The 18,699-nt window shown below is 73.1% G+C and carries 16 protein-coding genes; 5 read left to right on the top strand and 11 right to left on the bottom strand.

Going from position 1 to position 18,699, the window contains the following annotated elements; translation table 11 throughout:
* Positions 1-47 precede the first annotated feature (47 nt).
* The 7 genes from rnc to ABZ659_RS00645 all read right to left on the bottom strand — a co-directional run bounded on the left by rnc (position 48) and on the right by ABZ659_RS00645 (position 7,539).
* Positions 48-890: a ribonuclease III gene (rnc, locus tag ABZ659_RS00675; RefSeq protein WP_360212280.1), complete on the bottom strand. Its 843-nt coding sequence runs from the start codon at positions 888-890 to the stop codon at positions 48-50.
* Between the two features lie 19 nt (positions 891-909).
* Complete coding sequence (rpmF, locus tag ABZ659_RS00670; RefSeq protein ID WP_003951102.1) at positions 910-1,083, bottom strand: 50S ribosomal protein L32; 174 nt, start codon at positions 1,081-1,083, stop codon at positions 910-912.
* Positions 1,084-1,085: 2 nt separating this feature from the next.
* A complete protein-coding gene (locus ABZ659_RS00665) occupies positions 1,086-1,730 on the bottom strand; it encodes a YceD family protein (RefSeq protein WP_360211969.1) in 645 nt (214 codons plus the stop codon).
* Positions 1,731-1,888: 158 nt separating this feature from the next.
* On the bottom strand, positions 1,889-3,031 hold the full coding sequence (locus ABZ659_RS00660; RefSeq protein ID WP_360212278.1) for an ATP synthase F0 subunit B: 1,143 nt from the start codon (positions 3,029-3,031) through the stop codon (positions 1,889-1,891).
* A gap of 99 nt (positions 3,032-3,130) precedes the next feature.
* On the bottom strand, positions 3,131-3,610 hold the full coding sequence (gene coaD, locus ABZ659_RS00655; protein WP_360212276.1) for a pantetheine-phosphate adenylyltransferase: 480 nt from the start codon (positions 3,608-3,610) through the stop codon (positions 3,131-3,133).
* Between the two features lie 26 nt (positions 3,611-3,636).
* A complete protein-coding gene (rsmD, locus tag ABZ659_RS00650; protein ID WP_360211967.1) occupies positions 3,637-4,224 on the bottom strand; it encodes a 16S rRNA (guanine(966)-N(2))-methyltransferase RsmD in 588 nt (195 codons plus the stop codon).
* Positions 4,225-4,302: 78 nt separating this feature from the next.
* Entirely contained in the window at positions 4,303-7,539 is a 3,237-nt protein-coding gene (locus tag ABZ659_RS00645) for a helicase-related protein (RefSeq protein ID WP_360211965.1), read from the bottom strand.
* A gap of 167 nt (positions 7,540-7,706) precedes the next feature.
* On the opposite strand from ABZ659_RS00645, the gene ABZ659_RS00640 reads away from it, so the two are divergent.
* Positions 7,707-9,587: an HSP90 family protein gene (locus ABZ659_RS00640; RefSeq protein WP_360211963.1), complete on the top strand. Its 1,881-nt coding sequence runs from the start codon at positions 7,707-7,709 to the stop codon at positions 9,585-9,587.
* On the top strand, positions 9,584-12,598 hold the full coding sequence (locus ABZ659_RS00635) for a tetratricopeptide repeat protein (RefSeq protein WP_360211961.1): 3,015 nt from the start codon (positions 9,584-9,586) through the stop codon (positions 12,596-12,598). The genes ABZ659_RS00640 and ABZ659_RS00635 overlap by 4 nt, the downstream gene beginning before the upstream one ends.
* A gap of 34 nt (positions 12,599-12,632) precedes the next feature.
* On the opposite strand, the gene ABZ659_RS00630 is transcribed toward ABZ659_RS00635, so the two are convergent.
* Positions 12,633-14,327 carry a DAK2 domain-containing protein gene (locus ABZ659_RS00630; RefSeq protein ID WP_360211959.1) on the bottom strand — a complete coding sequence of 565 codons (1,695 nt, stop codon included), beginning with the start codon at positions 14,325-14,327 and terminating at the stop codon, positions 12,633-12,635.
* 226 nt (positions 14,328-14,553) lie between these two features.
* Here ABZ659_RS00630 and rpmB point away from each other — a divergent pair, with 226 nt between their 5' ends.
* Positions 14,554-14,739, top strand: coding sequence for a 50S ribosomal protein L28 (rpmB, locus tag ABZ659_RS00625; RefSeq protein WP_003993230.1), 186 nt, complete (start codon positions 14,554-14,556; stop codon positions 14,737-14,739).
* A gap of 87 nt (positions 14,740-14,826) precedes the next feature.
* Here the strand turns inward: rpmB and thiD are convergent, their stop codons facing one another.
* Both thiD and ABZ659_RS00615 read right to left on the bottom strand, forming a co-directional pair.
* On the bottom strand, positions 14,827-15,615 hold the full coding sequence (thiD, locus tag ABZ659_RS00620; RefSeq protein ID WP_360211957.1) for a bifunctional hydroxymethylpyrimidine kinase/phosphomethylpyrimidine kinase: 789 nt from the start codon (positions 15,613-15,615) through the stop codon (positions 14,827-14,829).
* The gene (locus ABZ659_RS00615) at positions 15,612-16,577 is read right to left on the bottom strand and encodes a thiamine-phosphate kinase (RefSeq protein WP_360211955.1); all 966 of its coding nucleotides are present in this window, start codon (positions 16,575-16,577) and stop codon (positions 15,612-15,614) included. The genes thiD and ABZ659_RS00615 overlap by 4 nt, the downstream gene beginning before the upstream one ends.
* A 185-nt stretch (positions 16,578-16,762) precedes the next feature.
* Between ABZ659_RS00615 and ABZ659_RS00610 the strand changes: the two genes are divergently transcribed.
* A complete protein-coding gene (locus tag ABZ659_RS00610; protein ID WP_360211953.1) occupies positions 16,763-16,996 on the top strand; it encodes an Lrp/AsnC ligand binding domain-containing protein in 234 nt (77 codons plus the stop codon).
* 20 nt (positions 16,997-17,016) lie between these two features.
* Entirely contained in the window at positions 17,017-17,517 is a 501-nt protein-coding gene (locus tag ABZ659_RS00605) for a DUF3515 domain-containing protein (protein WP_360211951.1), read from the top strand.
* 20 nt (positions 17,518-17,537) lie between these two features.
* On the opposite strand, the gene ABZ659_RS00600 is transcribed toward ABZ659_RS00605, so the two are convergent.
* Positions 17,538-18,695 carry a D-alanine--D-alanine ligase family protein gene (locus ABZ659_RS00600; protein ID WP_360211949.1) on the bottom strand — a complete coding sequence of 386 codons (1,158 nt, stop codon included), beginning with the start codon at positions 18,693-18,695 and terminating at the stop codon, positions 17,538-17,540.
* Between the last annotated feature and the right edge of the window lie 4 nt (positions 18,696-18,699).

Below are 18,699 nucleotides of genomic sequence, written 5' to 3'. Positions count from 1 at the left end.
GCCCGCCCCGGTGGTGGGACGGGCGCTCGGAGTGCGGTGCGGTGGGGTCAGACGGAGGGGGCCGTCGGCTCGGTGGTGCCGTCGGGTCCGTCCGACGCGTCGGGCTTGGTGTCGTCGTCGGTGGCCCCCGTGACCGGGGAGCCGTCCGCGGCGGCCCGTTTGGCGCGCTCGTCCGCCGCCGCGCGGATCGCGCGCCAGGCGGACTCGGCGGCCTGCTGCTCCGCCTCCTTCTTGCTGCGGCCGGTGCCGGTGCCGTACGAGACGCCTCCGACGCGGGCGGCAGCAGTGAAGGTCTTCTCGTGGTCGGGACCGGTCTCCGTGACCAGGTACTCGGGTACGCCGAGCCCCTCGGTCGCGGTGAGCTCCTGGAGGCTGGTCTTCCAGTCCAGTCCGGCTCCGAGGTTGGAGGACTTCTCGATCAGCGGGTCGAACAGGCGGTGGACGAGCTCCGCCGCCGAGTCCAGCCCCTGGTCGAGGTAGACCGCGCCGATCACCGCTTCGAGGGTGTCGGCGAGGATGGACGCCTTGTCCCGGCCGCCCGTGCCCTCTTCACCGCGGCCTAGCCGGATGAAGGAGCCGAGTTCGAGCGAGCGTCCCACCTGCGCCAGCGCACGGGAGTTCACCACCGCGGCCCGCAGCTTGGCCAGCTGGCCCTCGGGCAGGTCGGGGTGGGTGCGGTACAGCGTGTCGGTGACGACGAGGCCGAGCACGGAGTCCCCGAGGAACTCCAGCCGCTCGTTCGTCGGCAGACCGCCGTTCTCGTACGCGTAGGAACGGTGGGTCAGCGCACGCACCAGAAGGGCGGACTCGACCTGGTAGCCGAGCCGCCCTTCCAGAAGCGTGTGGGACGAGGCATGGTTGTCGCCAGAGTTCTTCTTCGGCGTGGACACAGTGCCTCTCACCAGCCGCTCAGACCTCTAGGACCTGGCGCTTGTTGTAGGTGCCGCACGACGGGCACGCGATGTGCTGCTGCTTGGGCTCGTGGCAGCGCTCGCACGCGACCAGGGTGGGGACCGCAGCCTTCCACTGCGACCGGCGGTGGCGCGTGTTGCTGCGCGACATCTTCCGCTTCGGAACAGCCACGGCTACTTCTCCTGCTTCTCGTCGACGCCCGTCTCGGCGCCGCTCGTGTCGTCCTTGTCGCCAGGTTCGAGCGAACCGGCGATTCCCTGCAATGCCGCCCAACGGATGTCGACGGCGTCGTGGTGGTGGTCCGGGTCGTCCAGGAGCCGTGCCCCGCACTCGGCGCACAGCCCCGGGCAGTCCTCCCGGCACACCGGCTGCATCGGCAGTGCGAGCACCACCGCATCGCGCAGCACGGGTTCGAGGTCGAACAGGCCGTCCTCGATGAAGAGCCTGTCCTCGTCTTCCTCGGCGTCGTCGGCCGGTTCCGCCTTCACGCGGCCCCGGTCGTCGGCGTCAGGGTACGAGAACATCTCCTGGAACTCCGCTTCCAGCTCCTGCTGGACCGGCTCCAGACACCTTACGCACTCCCCCTCGGCGTGGGCACGGGCGGTGCCGGTGACGAGCACACCCTCCATGACCGACTCAAGGCGGAGGTCCAGCTCCACCGGGGCACCCTCGGGCACTCCGATGACGTCCTGCAGACCGAGATCCTTCGGGGCGTCCACCGTGCGGGACAGCCGCTGGAGCGCGCCGGGCCGCCTGCCCAGCTCGTGTGTGTCGAACACGAGGGGGTTGCGGTGGTCGAGGCGGGCGTTGGAGGCCATTCCTGCTTTCGATCTGTGAGCTGGGGGGACACCGCCCGTCCTTGCTGTGCGGGCAGCGCTGATCGCGGACGCCCGCTGACCCTGTGAAAAGGCGTGAGCGCACGCGCGACCGAAGAGCCAGGATACTGGACCTTTCCCATACGGCCCAATCGGCACCGTCAGCCGTTGCCGCGGCCCTGCTCGTACGCCCGCAGCTGCTCGGCGCTGATCATGCTGGTGTCGAAGAGGCTGGTCTCGTCGAGCGCCCCCGCGTCCTGCCCGTAGCCCTGTTGTGACTGCTGGGCCTGCTGGCCCTGCTGGGACTCCTGCGGCGGGTACCCGGGCTGCTGCGGGTAGGCCGCGTACGGATCGGCCTGCTGGTAGCCGTAGGGGTCCTGCTGCTGGGCGTACTGCTGCTGGTAGCCGTACGGGTCGCCCTGCTGGGACTGCTGCTGGTAGGCGTAGGCGTCCTGGGCGGCGTAGGACTCGTCGGGGGCGCCGTAGGAGTCGTCGCGGCCGGTGTAGGGGGCACCCTGGGCGGCGTACGACGGCTGGGCGGGGACGGCGGCGGCGCTCTGCCGCTGTTCGGCGGCGGTCTCGCGCTGGGACAGGGCCGTGAGGTCGGCGAGGTAGTCGGCGTCGCTGCTGTGCTGGACGGTGCTGGTGTCGTCGGCGAGGGCGCCGAGGTCGTCGGTGGCGATCCGGCCGTGCAGCTTCTGACGGCCGCGGCCGACCGCGTCCAGGGTCTTGGCGAGGACCGCCTCGAAGGCGCCGAGCTTGACGTCGACGTACTCGTCGGCGGTGCGGCGCAGGGTCTCGGGGTCGTGGCTGCGCTCGGGGGCGTCCTCGTCCTCGTAGCCCTGCTCGTCGACGCCCGGGCCGGTGCCGAGGAGCTTCTCGCGGCCACGGCCGACCGAGCCGAGGGTCTTGGTGAGGACGACCTCGAAGTTGGCGAGCTTGGAGTCCACGTAGTCGTCGGCCTCGGCGCGGATGTCCTCGGCCTCCCTGCGGGCCTCGGCGAGGATCCGGTCGGCCTCGGCCTGGGAGCGGCGGGCGATCTCGGTGTCGGAGATCAGCGAGCCGCGCTCGGCGTGCGCGCCGGAGATGATCCGCTCGGCCTCCTGGCGGGCCTGCTCGACCAGCTGCTCCCGGCCGCCGATCAGCTCCCGCGCCTCGGCGAGGGAGTCGGGCAGGGCCGCGCGCAGCTCCTCGAGCATCGAGAGCAGTTCGGCGCGGTTGACCACGCACGACGCCGACATGGGCATCGACCGGGCACTGGAGACCGAGGCGACGATCTCGTCGAGCTTCTTCTGCACGTCCACCGTGTGCTCGCCACTCTCTACAGCTGTGATGGAGACCAACGGGACGACTGTACGGCCCTGGGGCGTCCGGGGGACACCGGCTGACGGGCCATCAGCCGTTCAGTCCCGCCGCAGCCGTTCGGCGAGGGCGGTCAGGACCTGCGGCGGCACCAGGTGGGAGACGTCGCCGCCCCACTGCGCGACCTCCTTGACCAGGGAGGACGACAGGAAGCTGTAGGTGGGGTTGGTGGGCACGAAGAGCGTCTCGACGCCGGTGAGGCCGTTGTTCATCTGGGCCATCTGGAGTTCGTAGTCGAAGTCGCTGACGGCCCGCAGGCCCTTCACGATGGCCGGGATGTCGCGCTCCTTGCAGAAGTCGACCAGCAGGCCGTGGAACGCCTCGACGCGTACGTTGCCGTACTCGCTGGTGACCTGGCGGATCAGGTCGATCCGCTCGTCGATCTCGAACAGGCCCTTCTTGGACTTGTTGATCATCACCGCGACGTAGACCTCGTCGTACAGACGGGAGGCGCGGGCGATGATGTCGAGATGTCCGTTGGTGATCGGGTCGAACGACCCGGGGCAGACGGCGCGGCGCACTGGTGATCCCTCGCTCTCCGGTCCGGTCATCGTGCGTCTTCGCACGTAGAGGCGGCGCGACCGTACCAAAACGTTCCCTCGCCGTAGCGACGGGCCCGGATCGGTTCGAAACCGTCGGGCCACCGGAATTCACCGCCTCTGGTGCTGCGCTCCACGGTGACGAGGGCTTCGGCCGTGAGCCACCCCTCCGAGCGGAGTGTGAGCAGGATCTCCCGAAGATCGTGGTCTGTCACGGCGTACGGCGGATCGAGGAAGACCAGGTCGTACGGCCGCTCGGGTGGGGCGGTGCGGATGATCTGTTCCGCTTTGCCCGCTCTGACCTCGGCGCCGGGCAGGCCCAGCGACCTGACGTTGTCCCGGACGGTGCGGGCGGCGCGGGCGTCGGCCTCGACCAGCAGGGTGTGACCGGCGCCACGGGAGAGGGCCTCCAGGCCGACGGCGCCGGAACCGGCGTACAGGTCGAGGACGCGTTCGCCGTCCAGGGGGCCGCCGAGGAGGGACTGCCAGGTGGAGAAGAGGCCCTCGCGGGCTCGGTCGGAGGTGGGGCGGGTTCCGGTCCCCGGGGGGACGGCCAGGCGACGGCCGCCGGCGGTGCCGGCGATCACGCGGGTCATGTCGGGTCCTTCGTCGTGGGCGGCTTGCAGGTTCAGTGTGGCGGGTCGCGCCCGCGCGGCGCCCCCAGGTACGTCCGGTCACCCCTTGTCCAGGTACTGCTCCCGCTCCTCGTCCAGGAGGGCGTCCAGTGCCGTGCGCAGGCCGGGGAGGCCGGTCAGCTCCGGGTCGGCGGCGACCACCGCCGTCGCCTCCTCCCGCGCCTCGGCGATGATCTCCTCGTCCTCGATGACGGCGAGCATCCGCAGGCTGGTGCGGGCGCCGGACTGGGCCTGGCCGAGGACGTCGCCCTCGCGGCGCTGTTCCAGGTCGATCCGGGAGAGTTCGAAACCATCGAGGGTGGCGGCGACGGCGTTCAGCCGCTGGCGGGCCGCGCTCGCCTCCGGCGCCTCGCTGACCAGCAGGCACAGACCGGGCGCGGCGCCACGGCCGACCCGGCCGCGCAGCTGGTGCAGCTGGGAGACGCCGAAGCGGTCGGCGTCCATGATGACCATGGCCGTGGCGTTCGGCACGTTGACGCCGACCTCGATGACGGTCGTGGCGACCAGGACGTCGGTGTCGCCGGCGGCGAAGCGGCGCATCACGGCGTCCTTGTCGTCGGGCGGCATCCTGCCGTGCAGCACCTCGACGCGGAGTCCCTGGAGCGGGCCCTTGGCGAGCTGGTCGGCGACGTCGAGGACGGCGAGCGGCGGGCGTTTCTCGGCGTCGTCCGGGGCGGGCTTCTTCCTGCCCTTGCCGGGCGTGTCCTCCTCGTCGCCGATCCGGGGGCAGACGACGTACGCCTGGTGGCCCTTGCCGACCTCCTCGCGCAGCCGCTCCCAGGCGCGGCTGAGGAAGTGCGGCTTGTCGGCGGCGGGGACGACGTGGCTGGCGATCGGGGAGCGACCGGCGGGGAGCTGGTCGAGGACGGAGGTCTCCAGGTCGCCGAAGACCGTCATCGCGACCGTGCGCGGGATGGGTGTCGCCGTCATGACCAGCAGGTGCGGGGGCTGTTTGCCCTTGCCGCGCAGGGCGTCACGCTGCTCGACGCCGAAGCGGTGCTGTTCGTCGACGACGACCAGGCCGAGGTCGTGGAACCGCACCTTGTCCTCGATCAGCGCGTGGGTGCCGATCACGATGCCGGCCTCGCCGGTGACGAGGTCGAGCATCGCCTGCCGTCGCGCGGCGGCGCCCATGGAGCCGGTGAGCAGCACCACCTTGGTGGCCCGCTCCGCCCCGCCGAGCATCCCGCCCTCGGCCAGCTCGCCCATCATCTCCACGATCGACCGGTGGTGCTGCTGGGCGAGCACCTCGGTCGGCGCGAGCATCGCGGCCTGACCACCCGCGTCCACGACGGCGAGCATGGCGCGCAGGGCCACCATCGTGTTGTGGGTCACGGTGAAGTTGTCGGTCACATAAGCGTGGCTCGGGTGCGCGACGCTGATGCACTGGACCGGCTTCCGGCCGACGTACTCGACCGCTCGGATGCCTCGTCGGAACGTGTTGTACTTCGGCCGTGGGCGCACCCGTGCGGCCTTCCGGGACAGCCGGAACGGGGCGTAGCCGTCGGGGAGGGCCACCGAGACGTTGAACGCGTCCCGCTTGGGCAGCACGCGCGCTCGGCCCCCGAGGGAACGGACGAGCCAGGCGACGTCGTCCGCGAGCCTGCGTGAGGCTGAGCAGAGCGAGACACTGAGGCCGTCCGCCTGGACGGTGCCGTCCGTGTCGAGAAGGCCCTGAAGCAGTGCGAGCCGGTTTTTGACGGACGTGTTCTTGAAGTCCTCGGGGACGAACTTCCCGTGCGAGGTCATGCCCCACAGGTTCAGCTCGCGCAGGGCCCGGATCACCGGATTGCGCTTACCACCGACCCGTTCCGTCAACTGGATCGTGTAGTCACAGCGGGACCCCCGCACCGGGACCAGACGGCAGTCGGGCGCCACGGCCGTCGCCACCGCGTCCCGGATCTCGTCATCGGCGGTGGACAGCCGGAGGTTGTGCCCGAAGGACCCGTCTCCCAGAAGCAGGCCGAGGAGGTACGGATCGAGCGGCAACCCGAAGTCGTTCCCCAGGTCGGCGGGGGCGGCGACCGGGAGGTACCACTTCGAGGATCCGTTGGCCTTGAACGTGTCCAGACGGATGTCCCGGGTGGTCATCACCTTGGGCGGCTGGTTCCGGTGCCAGCCGCAGCTGGTCCCGACGATCCAGAGGTGTTCGTCGTCGCATTCGACGGACGTGCCGTCGGACAGGACAAGGCGCCACACGTCGCGCTCCCCCTGCGGGAAGACACCGTCGATCCAGGCGGTCTCCCCGGTCGGCACCACGACTTCGTCGCCCACTCGGAGGTCCGCCATGCGGCGGAAACCGGCGGGGGTGAGCACCAGGGCGTCAAGGGGCTGGGCCTTGCCCGATCCGACCTCCCCCTGGAGGAGCCGGTGCATCGGGTGGTCCGTCGCGAGGTCGGTGAAGATCTCCGCGGAGACCTTGCGCTGGCCGTCGGTGAGGGTGAAGGGGAGGCGGTCGTCGAAGGCGGCGAGGAGGCCGTCGGGGGTGGGGCGGCGGGCCACGGCGGGGAGTTGGGCGTCGGTGTGGCGGCGGCGGGCGAGGGCGACCTGGAGGACGAACGCCTCGTCCCACTTCAGGCGGGCGCGGGCGTCGGCGATGTCGGCCTTGGTGTGCGGGCGGTGGATCTTGAGGAGGGCCTCGGGCAGGGGGACCAGGCCGCGGCCCGCGCGGAGGGTGTCCGGCAGCGGGTCGACGGCCTCCTGGGCGCTGGGCAGGACGGTCTGGACCGCCTTGCCGATCTTCCAGGACTCCAGCTTGGCGGTGGCGGGGTAGATCGGGATGAGGGCGCCCGCCCACGCGTCCACGGTCTCCGCGGCGTCCGCCGCGTCCTCGGCGTCGCCGCGCAGGAGTTCGTAGGCCGGGTGGGCGAGTTGGAGGCGGCGGTTGAAGACGGAGACCTTGCCCGCGAAGAGCGCGCGGGTGCCCGGCAGCAGCTCCTTGTGGGGTTTGTGCACGCCGTTGCCGAAGAAGACCAGCTGGAGCCTGCCGCTGCCGTCGGTGATGGTGACCTCCAGGCGCTGGCCCTTGCCGCGCGGGGCCTTGCTGGAGGCGAAGGTGTGCAGCCGGGCGTCGGCGACCATCGCGACCACCGTGACGTGCTCGTCCATGGGGAGGTCGGCGAGGTGGGTGAGCTGGCCCCGCTCCTCGTACCTGCGTGGGTAGTGGTGCAGGAGGTCGCCGACGGTGTGCAGGCCGAGGTGCTCGGCCATCACCTTCGCGGTGGCGGGGCCGAGCACCTTCTTGAGGGGTTCTTCCAGTGCGGGCACGAGATCCATTGCACACCACGCCACTGACATCGCCGTATATGTCTTGGGAAACCCCTGGTCAGGCGGCTCGTTGGGGCCCTAGGATGGCGCGCTCCGGCCATCCCTCCCGCGGTCACCGCCTCACCGGGGCCGCCCGACCCCGCGCCGTCGCCCGTCCCCCCACCGGCGCAGCGACGATGGACTCCCAGACCTCACAGTCATCCCAGGCATCCCCGTCACCTCAGACACCGCACACGTTCCAGGTCGACCTGCGCGGCCTGGTGGACCTGCTCTCCCACCACCTCTACTCCAGCCCGCGGGTCTACCTGCGCGAACTGCTCCAGAACGCCGTGGACGCCATCACGGCCCGGCGGGCCGTACAGCCCGACGCCCCGGCCCGGGTGCGGCTGACCGCCGAGGGCGGCGCGCTGCGGGTGGAGGACTCCGGTGTCGGGCTCACCGAGGCCGATGTGCACAGCCTGCTCGCGACCATCGGCCGCAGCTCCAAGCGTGCCACCACCGCCGACGGTGTCGACGGCCTCCAGGAGGCCCGCGCCGACTTCCTCGGGCAGTTCGGCATCGGACTGCTGGCCTGTTTCGTCGTCGCCGAGCGGATCCGCGTCGTCAGCCGCAGCGCCCGTACGCCGGACGCCCGTCCCGTGGAGTGGACGGCGACCGACGACGGCTCGTACACCGTACGGACCCTGCCGGACGACGCCCGGCCGGAACCGGGCACCACCGTGCACCTGGTGGCGCGCGCCGGTGCCGGGGAGTGGCTCACCGGGGAGCGGGTCCTCGCCCTGGCGCGGGACTTCGGCTCCCTGCTGCCGTACGACGTCCGGGTGGGCGACGAGGCGGTCACCGACCTGCCCGCGCCCTGGGACCGCCCGTACCCCTCCCCCGCGACCCGCAGGGTGGCCCTCGCCCGGCACTGCCACGAGCTGTTCGGGTTCACCCCGCTGGACGCGGTCGAGCTGGACGTGCCGCTCGCCGGGATCCGCGGGGTGGCGTACGTGCTGCCCTCCGCGGTCAGTCCGGCGCAGCGGGCCCGGCACCGGGTACACCTGAAGGGCATGTTGCTGACCGAGCGGGCCGAACAGCTGCTGCCGGACTGGGCGTTCTTCGTGCGCTGTGTGCTGGACACGGACAGCCTGCGGCCCACCGCCTCGCGCGAGTCGCTGTACGAGGACGAGACCCTCGCCGCCGTGCGGGAGGCGCTCGGCGAGCGGATCCGCTCCTGGCTGACCGCTCTCGCCGCCGGTGACCCGGAGCGGCTCGCGGCGTTCCTGGGCGTACACCACCTGGGCGTGAAGTCGCTCGCGCGGCACGACCGGGACATGCTGCGCACGATGCTGCCGTGGCTGCCGTTCGAGACGACGGACGGGCGGCTGTCCCTGGAGGAGTTCGCGCGGCGGCACCCGGTGGTGCACTTCACGCGGACCGTGGAGGAGTTCCGGCAGGTCGCGCCGATCGCCTCGGCGCAGGGCATCGGCGTCGTCAACGGCGGCTACACCTACGACACCGAGCTGGTCGAGGCGCTGCCCTCGGTGCGTCCCGGTACGACGGTGGCGGAGCTGGACGCGGACACGGTGACCGCGCACCTGGACGCCGTCGACCCGGCCGAGGAGCTGGCCCTGTCCGGTTTCCTGGCCGCCGCGCGGGCCGCCCTCGACCCGTTGGGCTGCGACGTCGTGCTGCGCGCCTTCCACCCGCTGTCGGTGCCCGCGCTGCACCTGGACGACCGGGCGGCCCGGCACGAGCAGGCGCGCGCGGCGGCCGAGGAGCAGGCGGACGACCTGTGGGCGGGCATCCTGGGCTCGCTGCGCGGCGGCGCCCCGCGCGCCCGGCTGGTGCTCAACCACCTCAACCCGCTGGTCCGCAGGATCAGCTCGCTCGGCGACCGGGAGCTGGTCGGCACCGCCACGGAGTCCCTGTACGGGCAGGCCCTGCTGATGGCGCAGCGCCCGCTCCGGCCCGCCGACTCCGCGCTGCTGAACCGGGCGTTCCTCGGCCTGCTGGAGTGGGCCACGCACGGCGACGACTCGGGCTCCGACGTCCAGGGGGGCGGTCAGGCATGAGGGAGATCACGGACCTCGACGCGCTGCGCGGCGCGATGGCGGAGAACGCCGAGCAGCCGGAGGGACCGGCCCGCAACGCGCGCGCGGAGCAACTGCTCGCCGCGGCCGAGGGGCTGGGGGTCCCGCTCGCGGTGATCGAGGCGCTCGGGCACCAGCTGCAGGTCTACAACTACAGCTCCGAGAAGGACAAGATGTTCGTCCCCTTCGCGCGGCTGCTGCGCATGTGGGACGAGAACCCCGAGGACTTCGACGCGTACGAGACGCACTCCCTGCACTGGGTCTTCAAGTGGATGACCGCGGGGATGCTGGGCCAGCCGCACATCCCGCTGGCGTCCGTCGAGAAGTGGCTCGGCGAGATGGAGCACCGCTACCGGCTCGCGGGGCACTCCGAACGGGCGGTGCGCGGTGCCGAGTTCAGCGTGGCCGCCCATGTGGGTGACATCGCCCGCGCGGAGCGCGCGTACGCGGCGTGGCTGGCCGCGGACCGGGACTCCATGGCCGACTGCCACGCGTGCGAGCTGCACTCGCAGGGCTGGTGGCAGGCGGAGCGGGCGCGGGACGCGGAGGCGCTGCGGCTGTGGGAGCCGGTCCTGGGGGGCGAGTACAGCTGCGCCCACGAACCGCACGCGGCGCTGGCGTCGTCGCTGGTGCCGCTGGTGCGCCTGGGCCGTCTGGAGGAGGCGCGCGCCAACCACCTGCGGGGCTTCCGGCTGGTGCGGGCCATGGAGAGTATGCGCGAGGCGTACGCGGACCACGTGGAGTTCTGCGCGCTGACCGGCAACGAGGCGCGCGGTCTGGAGCTGCTCGCGGAGCGCCCGGCGTACTTCACCGACACCGGCAACCCGCGCAGCCGGCTGGAGTTCCTGAGCGTGGTGGCCCTGCTCATGGACAGGCTGGCGGAGCTGGGCCTCGCCGACCGGCGGGTGCCGGGGCCGCCCGGTCGTGACTGGACGGCCGCCGAACTCGCCGGGTACGCGCGCGGGGAGGCCCTGGAGCTGGCCGCCCGGTTCGACCGGCGCAACGGCACGCCGTACGTGGGTGAGCAGGCACGCGCGCGTATGGACCGGCGTCCGCTGGTCGACCGGCTGCCCCTGGGGGTGCGTGCGACGCGTCCGGCGAGCGTGGCCCCGGCGCCGCCGCCCGCCGCCGCGGAGCCCCCCGTAGACGATGTGGCCGCCCTGCTGGCGACGGCGCGGGAGCTGTCGGAGAACCTGCGTCCGCACGCCGTCGAGGCGTGGGCGGCGCTCGCGCGGGCGGCCGAGGGCGCCACGCTGGACGTCCGGGCCCGTGCGGAGATCGCCGACCACCGCGCGATGGGCCTCGGCCCCGAACGCTCCGAAGGTCCCGGAGGCCCTGGAGGCCCTGGAGGCTCCGAAGATTTCGAAGGCCCGGAAGGCCCCGGAGGCCCCGATGGCCCCGAGGCCGTCGCGGAGTTCGAGCGGGCCGCCGCCCTGTACGCCGAGGCGGGCGACCCGGGCGAGGCGCTGGCGGCACGCGCGCGTGGGGCGTTCGTGCGCGCCCTCGCCGGTGACGTGGACGCGGCACTGACGGCCGTCGCAGAGCCGTACGAGGAGGTCCTCGGTCTGTACGCCGAGGGCGGGACGGGGCTGCGGCAGACCGCGTCGGTGCTGATGGGCCGGGCCCGGATCCTGCTGCGGGCGGTGCACGCGCGCGGCGACGACCCGCTCGCCGGAGCCGCGGTGGCCGACGCCGAGGCGGCCGTGCGGGAGGTGCTGGCCCTCGTCGACGGCTACGGCGGGGACGACGTACGGCTCGCCGCGCGGGCCGCCGAGGCACGGGCCATGCTGGGCGAACTGGCGGCGCACGGCGGGGACCTGCCCACGGCCGTGGAGCGGCTCACGCGCGCGACGGCGGACTTCGTGGCCGCGGGCCTGCCCTGGTTCGCCGTGGAGTACGAGGCCCAGCTGGCGGCCCTCGCCCAGCGGCTCGGCGACCCGGCCGGGGCGGAGCGGGCGCTGCGGTCGGCCCTGGAGCACGGCGGCCCGTACGTCGAGCCGCCGGGCCGGGCCCAGCTGCACCTCCAGCTCGCCGAGGTGCTCGGCGCCACCGGCCGGCCCGAGGAGGCCGCGGAGCACGCCCTGGAGGCGGCCCACTGGGCCGACGAGGCGGGCGGTGGCCCGGCGCTCGGGGCGTGGGCGCGGCATCTGCTGGGCGGGTTCCTGCTGCGGCAGGGCCGCTGGGCGGAGGCCGCGGAGGTGCTGGAGTCGGCGCTGCCCGACCTGAGCGCCGAGACGCACGGGGACGGCGCGGTCGTACAGACGCAGTGGTGGCTCGGGGACTGTCTGAGCGAGCTGGGCGAGCACCGCGCGGCGGCCGAACGGCGGCTCCAGGCGGCCGAGATCGCCCGGCACTGGCCGGAGCAGCAGGACCACGCCACCCTCGCGCACCTCGCCGCCGAGTCCCTCGGGCACGCCGGGGAGGCCGTCGCCGCGGACCGGGCGTACGCGCGCGCGGGCGAGCTGTGGCGTTCCCTGGGCAACGTGCACGGCCTGGTCCGCTCGTTGCGGGCCCGCGCCTGGCTGGCACTGCGCACGCCGGACGGCATGGAGGGCGCCCGGGAGCTGATGGCGGACGCCCTCGGCGTGTGCGCGGCGGCGCTGGCGGACGCGGTCGACGAGGAGGCCCGGCAGCGGCTCACCGAGGAGCTGGGGCACACCCACCGCCAGTTCGGGGACCTGCTGGCCCGCTCGTCCGCCGAGGACGCGGAGGACGGTTCCATCCAGGAGGCGTTCGAAGGGGCGCTGGCGCAGATGACGCGGGCCGCGGAGGCGTTCGCCGCGCTCGGCCCGGACGGCCTGCACGGCCGTACCGCCGCCGAACTCGCCGCGGGCTGGCTGGAGGCCGATCTGGGCCGCCCGGCGGACGCGACGGCACGCGCGCGTGTGGTGCTCCGGGTCTACGCCGGTGCCCCGGACGACGACGAGACGGTACGGTCCCGTCGCGCCGAGGCCGGGCAGATGCTCCAGCTCATGACGGAACAGGGGACGTGAGGGCGCCAGGGGCCCATGAGGGCGCCGGGGGCGCTCACTCCACCCCGATGAGCAGCAGCGCCCCTTGCCGTCCACCCCGGTAGACCACGGTGTCGACGGCGAGGTACGCCTCCCGCACCCGGTTCTCCAGGTGCTCGGCGACGGAGTCGGGGGCCTCGTCGCCGAGCACGATGGTGACCAGCTCGCCGCCCGCCGCGAGCATCCGGTCCAGGACGGTCCCGGCGGTGGCGGTGACGTCCGCGCCGATGACGGCGACGTCCCCCTCGATGAGGCCGAGCACGTCCCCGGCCTGGCAGATCCCGGCGGTGGTCCAGGACTGCCGTTCGGCGACGGTCACCTCGGCGTAGCGGGTGGCGCCCGCCGCGGAGGTCATCGACACCACGTCCTCGTCGAACCGGCGCCCCGGTTCGTGCACGGCGAGCGCGGCGATGCCCTGCACCGCGGACCGGGTCGGGATCAGCGCCACCCGGACGCCCTCCTCGCGGGCCTGCTCGGCCGCGGCGGCGGCGGTGTGGCGCAGGTCGGCGTCGTTGGGCAGCAGCACGACCTCGCGCGCGTGGGCACGTCGTACGGCGTGCACGAGTTCCCCGCTCGCGGGCGGCTCCCCGGGCCGCGCCAGCACGGTCGTCGCGCCGGCCTCGGCGTAGAGCCCCGCCAGGCCCTCGCCCGGCACGACCGCCACCACGGCCCGCTGGGCGCGCTCGCGGGGCGCGCGTTCACCCCGCGCGGTATGCACGTCCCCGGCACCGAAGTGGGTGATCCGGATCCGGTACGGCCGTCCCGCCTCGACGCCCGCCTCCACGGCGGCGCCCGCGTCGTCGACGTGCACATGGACGTTCCACAGCCCGTCGCCGCCGACCACGACGAGCGAGTCGCCGAGCGGGTCGAGCCGCTCCCGCAGCCGTGCCACGGCGGCGTCGTCGGCCTCCAGCAGGTAGATGACCTCGAAGGCGGGCCCCTCCCGGTCGGGATCCGCCGCGCACTCCTCCGCTCCGCCGCCGTCCGCCACGCGCGCGTGGCCGTCCGCGGCCGCCACGCCCCCCGGCGTTTCCCCCGTGAACGTCTCCACCAACGCCCCCAGCACCGCGACCAGCCCCCGCCCCCCGGCGTCCACCACTCCCGCCCGGGCCAGTACGGCGAGCTGCTCCGGCGTCGTGGCGAGGGCGTCCCGCGCCCCCCGGTAGGCGGCCCGTGCGACGGTCCCGCAGTCCCCGACGGTGGCGGCGAGCGCCTCGGCGGCGTCGGCGGCGGCGGACGCGACGGTCAGGACCGTGCCCTCCACGGGGTGGGCCACCGCCTGCCGGGCCGACTCGGCGGCGTGCCGCAGCGCCTGCCGCAGCCCGTGCCCGTCGGTGTGCGGGGTCTCCCCGTCGGCGGCGAGGACCTGCGCCATCCCGCGCAGCAGCTGCGCGAGGATCGTCCCGGAGTTCCCTCGGGCGCCGATCAGCGCCCCGTGCGCCATCGCCCGCGCGGCCTCCGCCACGGACGGCTTCCCGGGTCCGGCGGCGGGCGGGTGACCGTCCACCTCATGCGCCGCGAACACCGCCTCCACCGCGGCGGCGGCCGACTCGACGGTCAGGTAGAGGTTGGTGCCGGTGTCCCCGTCCGCGACGGGATAGACGTTGATCGCGTCGATCTCCTCGCGCGCCCGGCCGAGCGCGGCGAGCGCCAGACCGCACCAGGTACGCACCGCGAGAGCATCGAAGAACGTCTGCGGCACCTGCGCCACCTGCGCCTCCCCTGAGCTGGCTGGACGTGGGACGCAGCGTAGCCCGCACATGGTAGTTTCGTTGTACGGGCGCAGCCGTTGTATGCTGCTCCGGTTGCCCGATCCTGATCGGGCCATTCCCCCTGGCAGCGCCACTCGGATCGCCGCGGGCTCGTAGAGTCCGTGATCCTGGTTCCGGCCATGCCGGGATCAACCGTAAGTGCATCTGAAGTCTTTGGAGTGACCCGTGGCTGCCAACTGCGACGTCTGCGGCAAGGGGCCGGGCTTCGGCAACAACATCTCGCACTCGCACCGCCGTACGTCCCGCCGCTGGAACCCGAACATCCAGCGTGTGCGTACCGTGGTGGGCGGGACGCCGAAGCGCGTGAACGCTTGCACCTCGTGCATCAAGGCCGGCAAGGTCTCGCGCTGACGCCAGTTAAGCGCGCGGCCACCGTCGGTTCGCTGTAGGAAGCCGGTCCACCGAGCGTGGACCGGCTTCTTGCTGTGCCCGGCCCGGCTACCGGAACCGCCACCCGTGGTCCACCGGCCCGATCCCGCCCCCCAGCGCGAACCCGGCCGCGATCGCCCCGGTGACGTACTCCTTGGCCGCTGAGACCGCCTCCGGCACGGACCGCCCCTTCGCCAGCTCCGCGGCGATCGCGGAGGCCAGGGTGCAGCCGGTGCCGTGGGTGTGCCGGTTGTCCAGGCGCGGCGCCCGCAGCCAGTGCTCCTCGGTGCCGTCCGTGAGCAGGTCCACGGCGTCCCCGGACAGGTGCCCGCCCTTGATCAGCGCCCACCGGGGCCCGTACGCCAGCACGGCCGCGGCGGCGTCCCGCAGCTGCTCCTCCGACGCGACGCGGACGCCCGTGAGCTGCGCCACCTCGTCCAGGTTGGGCGTGGCCACGGTAGCGAGCGGCAGCAGCCGGGTGCGGACGGAGTCCAGGGCGGAGGCGGCGAGCAGGGGGTCGCCGTGTTTGGAGACGCCCACCGGGTCCACGACGACGGGCGCGTCCGTGGAGCCGATCAGCTCGGCGACCGCCTCGACGAGCTCCGCCGAGGCCAGCATCCCGGTCTTGACGGCCTGGACGCCGATGTCGTCCACGACACTGCGGTACTGCGCCCGCACCGCCTCCACGGGCAGCGGCCAGGCGCCCCGCACCCCGAGCGAGTTCTGCGCGGTCACCGCGGTGATCACGCTCATGCCGTGGGTGCCGAGCGCCAGCATCGTCTTCAGGTCGGCCTGGATCCCGGCACCGCCGCCGGAGTCGGACCCGGCGACGGTGAGCACCCTGGGCGGGGCGGTCATGACTCGATGTCCCCGAAGTGGTCCCAGCCGCCCTTGCGGGTCCACGGCGCCCCGTCGACGGTCACCTGGGGCAGCGCGGAGGGGTTGAGGACCTCGCCGATGACCTTCCAGCGGGCGGGCAGCTTCACGTCGGGCGGGAAGGTCGCCACGATCGCGTGGTCCTCTCCCCCGGTCAGCACCCACTGCATCGGGTCGACGCCGACGGCCTGGCCGATGTCGTTCATCTGGGAGGGGATGTCGATCGCGGCCGAGCGGACGTCGATGCGGACCTTGCTGGCCTCCGCGATGTGCCCGAGGTCCGCGATCAGCCCGTCGCTCACGTCGCACATGGCGGTGGCGCCGAGCCCGGCCGCCGCGGGGCCCGCGTGGTACGGCGGCTCGGGGCGCCGGTGCGCCTCGACGAAGGCGCGCGGGGAGCGGAAGCCGCGCGACAGCACCGCGTACCCGGCGGCGGACCAGCCCAGCCAGCCGGTCACGGCGACGAGGTCGCCGGGCTGGGCGCCACCGCGGGTGACCGGCTCCTGGTTGCGCAGGTCACCCAGGGCGGTGATCGAGATCATGATGGTGTCGCCGCCGACGACGTCACCGCCGACCACCGAGGCGCCCGCGACCTGGCACTCGTCGCGCAGCCCGTCCATCAGCTCGGTCGGCCAGGTCACCGGCAGGTCGGCGGGGACCACCAGGCCGAGCAGCAGCGCGGTCGGCACGGCGCCCATGGCGGCGATGTCCGCGAGGTTCTGCGCGGCGGCCTTGCGGCCGACGTCGTAGGCCGTGGACCAGTCCCGGCGGAAGTGCCGCCCCTCCAGCAGGATGTCGGTGCTGGCCACCACCCTGCGGTCGGGCGCGGCCACCACCGCGGCGTCGTCGCCGGGGCCGACCCGGACCGCGGGGGTGGTGGTGAGACGGGAGGTCAGCTCCCTGATGAGCCCGAACTCCCCCAGCTCACCAACAGTGCCCTTCATCGCCCTTTCGCCCCTTCTATGCCAGTCATCCAGGTCCAACCCCGCTCGCGCGTCGTCAGCGTCCTCGTCACGGTCACCCCGGCGCGCCCGTCCCGGTGTCCGCGGGTCTCCCCGTGACGAGCGGCGACGCGATACCGTGGCGTTCCTTTTCCCCACATGATCCTCGTGGCCGCCCTGGAGGTTCCGTGGTACAGGCGTACATCCTGATCCAGACGGAGGTCGGCAAAGCGTCGACCGTCGCCGAGACGATCAGCAAGATCCCTGGCGTGGTCCAGGCCGAGGACGTGACAGGACCCTACGACGTCATCGTGCGCGCCCAGTCCGACACCGTCGACGACCTGGGTCGCATGGTGGTCGCCAGAATCCAGCAGGTGGACGGCATCACCCGCACCCTGACCTGCCCGGTCGTCCATCTGTAGCCCCCGTCTACCCTTGGCCGGTGAAGTCCTTCCGTCACCGGCGCCCCAGTCTGCCCGCGCTCGCGTTGTTGATCGCCGTCGCGGGCTGTTCCTCAAGCGACGACAGTGCCGCCACCGCGGTTCCCAGCCCGGACACGGAGGTCACCGAGCTGTGCCAGAACCTGGACAAGGCGCTGCCGCGCGAGGTCGCCGGTGTGGAACGACGTGATCCCGAGCCCCGGTCCGCCCTGACGGCGGGCTGGGGAAACCCGGCGATCATACTGCGCTGCGGTGTCGTCCGGCCGCCGAGGATGACCGACCCGGACGTGGCCCAGGGCCGCGATCCGGACGCGGTCGCGGGCGGGGTGAACGGGGTGGACTGGCTCCAGGAGGACGTGGGCGACGGGGCGTTCCGGTTCACCACGGCGAACCGGAGGGCGTACGTCGAGGTGACGGTGCCCGGAGGACGGGACGGCGCGGCGGTGCTGGTGGATCTCGCCGCAGCGGTGAAGAAGGCGATCCCCGAGGGGATCGCCGACTAGTCGACGTGGTGGTGACTACGTCAGCGCAGTCCCGTGGGGCGGCGCAGTGCCGCCTGGATCAGGCGGTCCACCAGTTCGGGGTAGCTCACGCCGGTCGCCTGCCACATCTGCGGGTACATCGAGATCGGGGTGAAGCCCGGCATGGTGTTGATCTCGTTGATCACGAACTCGCCGTCCTCGGTGAGGAAGAAGTCCGCGCGCACCAGCCCCTCGCAGGACGCCGCCTCGAACGCCTCGACGGCGAGCGCGCGCACCTCGGCGGTCTCCTCGTCGGTGAGCGGGGCGGGCACGATGCCGGGGGTGGAGTCGATGTACTTGGCCTCGAAGTCGTAGTACGCGTGGGCGTCCGGCGGCGGGATCTCCGCGGGGACGGAGGCGCGCGGGCCGTCCTCGAACTCCAGCACCCCGCACTCGATCTCGCGGCCCCGCAGCGCGGCCTCCACCAGGATCTTCGGGTCGTGCCGCTGGGCCTCGGCGACCGCCTCGTCCAGGCCGTCGAAGGAGTCCACCTTGGTGATGCCGATCGACGACCCCGCGCGCGAGGGCTTCACGAACAGCGGCCAGCCGTGCTCACCGGCGAAGTCGGCGATCCGGCGCCGGGCACCGGCCTGGTCGCGTGCCCACTCGCGCGGGCGGACCACCAGGTACGGGCCGACCTTCAGCCCGAAGGAGGTGAACACCCGCTTCATGTACTCCTTGTCCTGGCCGACCGCCGAGGACAGCACACCCGACCCCACGTACGGCACCCCGGACAGCTCAAGCAGCCCCTGGAGGGTGCCGTCCTCGCCGTACGGGCCGTGCAGCACCGGGAAGACCACGTCGACCTCGCCGAGCGCCTTGGGCACCGAGCCCGGCTCGGTGTAGACGACCTCGCGGCTGGCCGGGTCGACGGGGAGCACCACGCCGCCCTCGCCGGGCTCGGCGAGTTCGTCGACGCTGGGCGTCCGGCGTTCGGTGATCGCCATCCGCTCCGGTTCGTCGGCGGTGAGCGCCCAGCGGCCGTCCTGGGTGATGCCGATCGGCAGCACCTCGTAGCGGGTGCGGTCGATGGCCCGGAGGACGGCGCCGGCGGTGACCACGGAGATCCCGTGTTCTGAGCTGCGACCGCCGAACACGACGGCCACACGCGGTTTGCGGGGCTGCTGGCCGGGACTCTGGGGGAGGTTCTCGGTGCTCATATCG

The organism is Streptomyces sp. NPDC006997 (assembly GCF_040635175.1).
In the GTDB taxonomy this organism is placed as follows: Bacteria; Actinomycetota; Actinomycetes; order Streptomycetales; family Streptomycetaceae; genus Streptomyces.
The sequence above is the reverse complement of the archived record's forward strand: the minus strand, read 5'-3'. Positions and strand labels throughout refer to the sequence as shown.